The sequence below is a fragment of the uncultured Lamprocystis sp. genome (assembly GCF_903933125.1).
Classification (GTDB): Bacteria; Pseudomonadota; Gammaproteobacteria; order Chromatiales; family Chromatiaceae; genus Thiodictyon.
Window position 1 is genome coordinate 1 of the sequence record NZ_CAIZIZ010000377.1, and the last position, 5,151, is coordinate 5,151.

Consider the following 5,151-nt stretch of genomic DNA (forward strand, 5'->3'; position numbering starts at 1 on the left):
CTGGTGCGCCGCACCAGTTGGGCGGCGGCGAATTTCGTCAACTCAACCGCAGACCCGGACGCCCTCGTTATTTCCCGCCAGGATTGGCAACGCGTGCTGAATCAACTGGCCTCGACTCCCTGAAATGGCCAAAGTCGAGGCAGGCGAAGGCGCTGGTGTCGTGCGAGGTCCCCAGGGTGATGAAGCCGTGGTTGGCAACCACGTCGTAGACGCCGTGCGGCACGAGCACCCCACTGGCCAGATGGCGGTAATCGTGGTCATGGACGCGCTGCGGGCCGGTGCTGTAGCACGGCCCGCGCCGGTGCAAGGGTCCCAGCAGTTCCTTTTTCTTGGTGTCGATGCACAACACCGGCGTGCCACGCTGGCGCGCGCGGCGGCGCAACTCGGCGATGTGGCGAAACTGCTGGTCACGCTCCTGGGGATCGACGTGGCCGGTGATCAACTCTTTGCGCAGACTGCGCCGCCGAAAGCCGGTCTGTGCCAGCAATTTCGCCGCCGTGTGACGACTGACCGCGACGCCCAAGACCACCAGTTCCCGCGCCAGTTGCAGCGGTTTCAGATCGGTCCAGCGCACCAGTGGATCGGTCGGACTGCCCGCGCTGTGGGCCTCCAGCACCGCGCTGAGCGCCTCGCGCAAGACCGGCTCGTCCGGCGTCAACGGCGGTCGCCCGCCGCCGGGGCGCCGGATGCGCGTGGCGCCCCCACTGGGACGTTGCGGACGGTTCGGGTCACCGTCGCGCATCTGCTCCAGTTCGCGAATCCCACTATAGACGGTGCGCCGACTCATCCCCAAGACCCGGGCCACATATGCGACACCGCCGAAGCCAATCTTCAAGGCCTCCAGCGCGGCGTAGCGCCGGCGATGATCCTCCGGCAGCGACCGGCCATACAGTCGCATCGTCTCCTCATGGGTGGCCGCGTAACCGGCAAATTCGTTCATCGTCGCCACTACTGTCCAACTAACCGGCTCCAATGGTCGCAGGAGGATCTCGGTTTTTCAAGTGAATGGCGGCCTTGCTCATGATTCAGGCCAGCCGAGGCGTCGGCCGACTGGAGTCCAAGGCTTCAGCCTTGGATCGGCAGGCTAAGGCTGGAACCTTGGACTCCTAATGCGCATCGCTGGCCGCCACCAGACAGAGACCGCCTGAGCTAAAATGAGTAACTTGTTAGTGAACCTTCACTAACGTCGAATCGAAGGAATTCGGCAGACGTTGCGGCCTGCCTCATTGAACTGCCTTCCTGGTACCGATGGTGGCTTCGAAGCAAGGGCCAAGCGCCCGAGAGAGCTGCAAGCCACCTCATTGGCTACTCCAACACTACCGAATATGAAGCAGCCGACAAGGTAATGAGGGCAATTAAGAGGGCTCTCGGGTTCAAGGATGACAACGAATGAAGATCAGGGGAGAAGGCGCCAGGCTCAATTAAGTTTTTGTCCACTCTAAGGATTTAATGAAGTTTCCGGATTCTGAAAGATGTCCAGGGCCAGGCACTTGAGGCCGGAAGTTTTGGCTGGGTTTGGCTGGATCTGCGCAAACCCCTCGAAAATCCCCCCAGCGTAACCCCCCGCCCCTCTGGTACCCCCCTGGAAAAGCCTCCAACTTTAGGGATTTAATTGAGCCTGGCCCATCTTGGCCCCTTTTTTGCTTCGGAAAACCCTGGACGAACGCCCGCGCAATGCCCCATGGGAGATCTTCACCGGCGAACTGGCGCGCAGCCGCTATGGGCTGGCACACTTCCAGCCCCGCGGAACACTCGGACAACTGTTGCAACATCATCTAACCACTGCCTATCGCCTGGAGGTGCCTGACATGGCCTACACCGTCGATGACTTCATGCGTGATACCTACGAACTGATTGCCCGTGACCTGGCCGCGTTGGCCCCCCAGCTGCGCGCTGCGGCGCTCGCACACTTAGACGTGGAGGAGCGTCTGGCTGGGCTGACGCCTGAGGAGCGCCTGCGTGGGCTGGCACCCGAGGAGCGACTGCGCGACCTCGATCCGGAGGATCGCCTGCGCGGGCTCGCCCCCGAGTTGATCAAGACTTGGCTCAAGCGCTCGGATCACGGAAGCCATGGCGCGGTGGCAGGCTCCAGATATACCGTGTACGCAGAGCATCCAACCCAATGAAGACCCAAGCCAATCAGCCCCCGCGGCCCAGGTTCTCAGGCCGATGAACCGCCACCCAGCGACCGGCACGGCGCTCGCGCTCGCCACGCTGCTGCTCGCCGGCCCCGCAGGTGCGGACTCCCTGGCCGAGCGCATGGACGCCTCGACCGTGCGCGTGATCTGCTTCTCGAAGGAGGGCAACGTCGGAGCGGGCTCCGGTTTCGTGGTCGGCCGCGGGGACTTCGTGGTGACGAACCACCACGTGATCGCCTGCACCGAAGCGGGCGGTGAGGCGGTGGTCCTGCTCGACGCCGAACGCAGAGACACCGTGCCGGCGCAGGTGAAGGCCAGTGACGAGAATCGCGACCTTGCCGTGCTGCAACTGTCGCGTCCCAGCGGGCGTCCGGCGGTCGATTTCGCCACGCTTGCGACCCTGGAGAAGCATGACCCGGTGACCGCGGTCGGCTTTCCGGGTGCGGCGGACAATAGCGAAGGGGGCAACCTGAGCGACCCGTCGCACAGCGGCGGCCTGATCAGCCGCATCAACCCCCCACCGACGAATCCGGAACTCCCCCGTCTGGTGCAGACCGATGCGGCCATCAACCCCGGCAGTTCCGGGGGACCGCTATTCGACGACGCCGGCCGGGTGGTCGGCATCAACACCCTGAAGGCACTGACCGCGGTGCCCTCAGTCGGCGCCGACGGCCACAGCATGGAGTTTCAGCGCGTCCCACTCGGCGAGGGCATCGGCTGGGCAGTCGCGAGCGACGAGATCCTGCCCTTCCTCGACCGGCTCGGCATCCCCTACGAGGCCAGCCGCCACCGACCCGGGGTCCTGGCGCGGCTGTGGTCCCGGGAGCCTCTGATCCTGACCCTGCTCGGCCTGCTCGCCGCCGCACTGACCGCGGTTACGCTCGCCGGCACCCGGCGCGGGTTGAGCTTGGTCAAGGACGGCGTGACACGGGCCATTGCCCGATCCCGTCCGCCCCGGGCCCGGCGGGCGGTCCTGCGCGGGCTGACCGGACCCTATGCCGGGCTCACCATGCCGCTCGGCGGGCAGCCGCTCGCCATCGGCCGCGATCCGGCGCTGGTGCAGGTGGTCCTGCCACCGAGCGCGGAGCGCATCAGCAAGCGGCACGCACTGATCTCATACGACGCCGGGCGCGGGGTCTTCCGCTTGGAGGACTGCCGGTCGGCCAACGGCACCTTTGTCGGCGAGGCCCGGACCGCGCTGGCCGTACCGCCGGGCCAGCCCCGGGAACTCAAACCCGGGCAGCGCTTCTTTCTCGCCTCCCCGGAGATCGCCTTCGAGGTGGACCTGGAATGAACCCGCTGACCCTCGTCACCGCGACCCTGAGTCACCCCGGCGGCCGGGCCCTCAATGAGGACGCCGCCGGCCACGCGGACGGCTGCTGGGTGCTGGCCGATGGTCTGGGCGGTCACGGCGGCGGGGAGGTGGCCGCCCAGATCGCAGTGGACACCCTGCTCGCCGCTGCCGCGCAAGGGCCGCTGACCGACCCGGAGGCACTCGCCCAGGCCCTGCTGGCAGCGGATGTGGCGATCCACACCCGCCAGGAGGCCGACCCGCGGCTGGAGCGGATGCGCACCACGGTGGTGGTGCTGGCGAGCGACGGCTGCGCGGCACTCTGGGCACACGTCGGCGACAGCCGCCTCTATCATTTCCGCGACGGGCGCATCCGCTTCCAGACCGCCGACCACAGCGTCCCTCAGGCGCTGGTCAAGGCCGGCGAGATCACGGCCGCGGAGGTCCGTTTCCACGAGGACCGCAACCGTCTGCTGCGCACCTTGGGCAATGACAAGGACCTGCGCCCCACGCTCGCCGAGACGCTCCTACCCTTGGCGACCGGCGACGCCTTCCTGCTCTGTACCGACGGTTGGTGGGAGTATGTGACCGAGCCCGAGATGGAGGTCGCCCTGGCCAAGTCGGCAAGCCCAGCGCAGTGGCTCCAGACCATGGCCACCGGGCTGTTGCGACGGGCGCCGATGGACCATGATAATTTCACTGCCATTGCACTGTTTGTCGCATAGGCAGATCGGTGCTATCCGTCGTCATCCCCGACGCTGGGCGCAGTCGTAGCCACTACCAAACAACCCGAACAGGAGGTGCACGATGGATACCGTGTTCTGCAAGAGCGGTCATGCCTACAACCCCGAGGAGCATTCGACCTGCCCCTTCTGCGGCGTCGCGGTCGATCTCGGCGATACCAGACCCTATGCGCCGGGCGGCACCCTCGCTCCGCCTGCCGCGGCGCCCAGCCCCGGGGCCACGCGGGCGGAGAACGCCACCCCCCGCCGACGCCCGCCCGCGGACGGTGAGACTGTGCACGTCTGGCAGAAGCGGCTCGGCGGGATCGACCCGGTGGTCGGCTGGCTGGTGTGCGTCGAGGGTCCGGACCGCGGCCGGGACTATCGCATCCACACCGAGCGCAATTACATCGGGCGCGCCGCCACCCAGGACATCGCCATCACCGGCGACCCCGGCATCAGCCGGGAGGGCCATGCGGTGCTGAGCTTCAATCCCAGGCGCCAGAGCTTCCGGCTCGGGCCGGGCGACAGCCGCGGTATGGTGTATCTCAACGACGAAGAGGTCATGACCCCGACCGAACTCCACGCCTATGACCGCATCGAGCTCGGTGAGACCCGGCTCCTGTTTGTCCCGTTTTGCGGGGAGCGCTTCGTCTGGCCCACGGAGCCGGCGTAACCTGCGATACAGGATCGGGATGCGATGACGGACTTGGACCTCAACACACTCTGCCCCGGCTGCCTCGCTGCCAAGGGCCGGGCGAACCCCTGTCCGCATTGCGGCTACGACGAAGCGGCCCCGCGCGGCGCCTTCCTGCTGCCCCATCGCACCCTGCTCAACGGCCAGTTCCTGGTCGGACGGGTGCTCGGCAAGCCGGGCGGGTTCGGTATCACCTATCTGGGCTGGGACCTGAACCTCCAAACCCGGGTGGCGATCAAGGAATACCTGCCGCGCGAACTGGCCGGGCGGGCGACCGACCGGGCGACCGTCGCACCCCACACC

General features: G+C 66.8%; 5 protein-coding genes and 1 pseudogene. 5 read left to right on the top strand and 1 reads right to left on the bottom strand.

Annotated elements, in window-relative coordinates:
* Positions 1 to 67 precede the first annotated feature (67 nt).
* A complete protein-coding gene (locus QZY03_RS19765; protein WP_295583878.1) occupies positions 68 to 940 on the bottom strand; it encodes an ISAzo13 family transposase in 873 nt (290 codons plus the stop codon).
* A gap of 700 nt (positions 941 to 1,640) precedes the next feature.
* Here QZY03_RS19765 and QZY03_RS19770 point away from each other — a divergent pair.
* From QZY03_RS19770 to QZY03_RS19790, 5 genes and pseudogenes are all read left to right on the top strand, one after another.
* Positions 1,641 to 2,126, top strand: a complete 486-nt coding sequence (locus QZY03_RS19770; RefSeq protein ID WP_295583879.1) for a hypothetical protein — start codon at positions 1,641 to 1,643, stop codon at positions 2,124 to 2,126.
* A gap of 43 nt (positions 2,127 to 2,169) precedes the next feature.
* Positions 2,170 to 3,432, top strand: coding sequence for a trypsin-like peptidase domain-containing protein (locus tag QZY03_RS19775; RefSeq protein WP_295583880.1), 1,263 nt, complete (start codon positions 2,170 to 2,172; stop codon positions 3,430 to 3,432).
* Positions 3,429 to 4,154, top strand: coding sequence for a protein phosphatase 2C domain-containing protein (locus QZY03_RS19780; RefSeq protein WP_295583881.1), 726 nt, complete (start codon positions 3,429 to 3,431; stop codon positions 4,152 to 4,154). Before QZY03_RS19775 ends, QZY03_RS19780 begins: the two co-directional genes overlap by 4 nt.
* Positions 4,155 to 4,236: 82 nt before the next feature.
* Positions 4,237 to 4,827 (top strand): FHA domain-containing protein, encoded by a 591-nt coding sequence (locus QZY03_RS19785; protein WP_295583882.1) that lies wholly within the window; start codon positions 4,237 to 4,239, stop codon positions 4,825 to 4,827.
* Between the two features lie 24 nt (positions 4,828 to 4,851).
* Positions 4,852 to 5,151: pseudogene (locus QZY03_RS19790) on the top strand (protein kinase); the annotation flags it as partial.

Coding starts and splice junctions, on each gene's coding strand:
- QZY03_RS19780 (WP_295583881.1), top strand. CDS start 3,429: ATGAACCCGCTGACCCTCGTCACCGCGACCCTGAGTCACCCCGGCGGC.
- QZY03_RS19765 (WP_295583878.1), bottom strand. CDS start 940: ATGAACGAATTTGCCGGTTACGCGGCCACCCATGAGGAGACGATGCGA.
- QZY03_RS19785 (WP_295583882.1), top strand. CDS start 4,237: ATGGATACCGTGTTCTGCAAGAGCGGTCATGCCTACAACCCCGAGGAG.
- QZY03_RS19775 (WP_295583880.1), top strand. CDS start 2,170: ATGAACCGCCACCCAGCGACCGGCACGGCGCTCGCGCTCGCCACGCTG.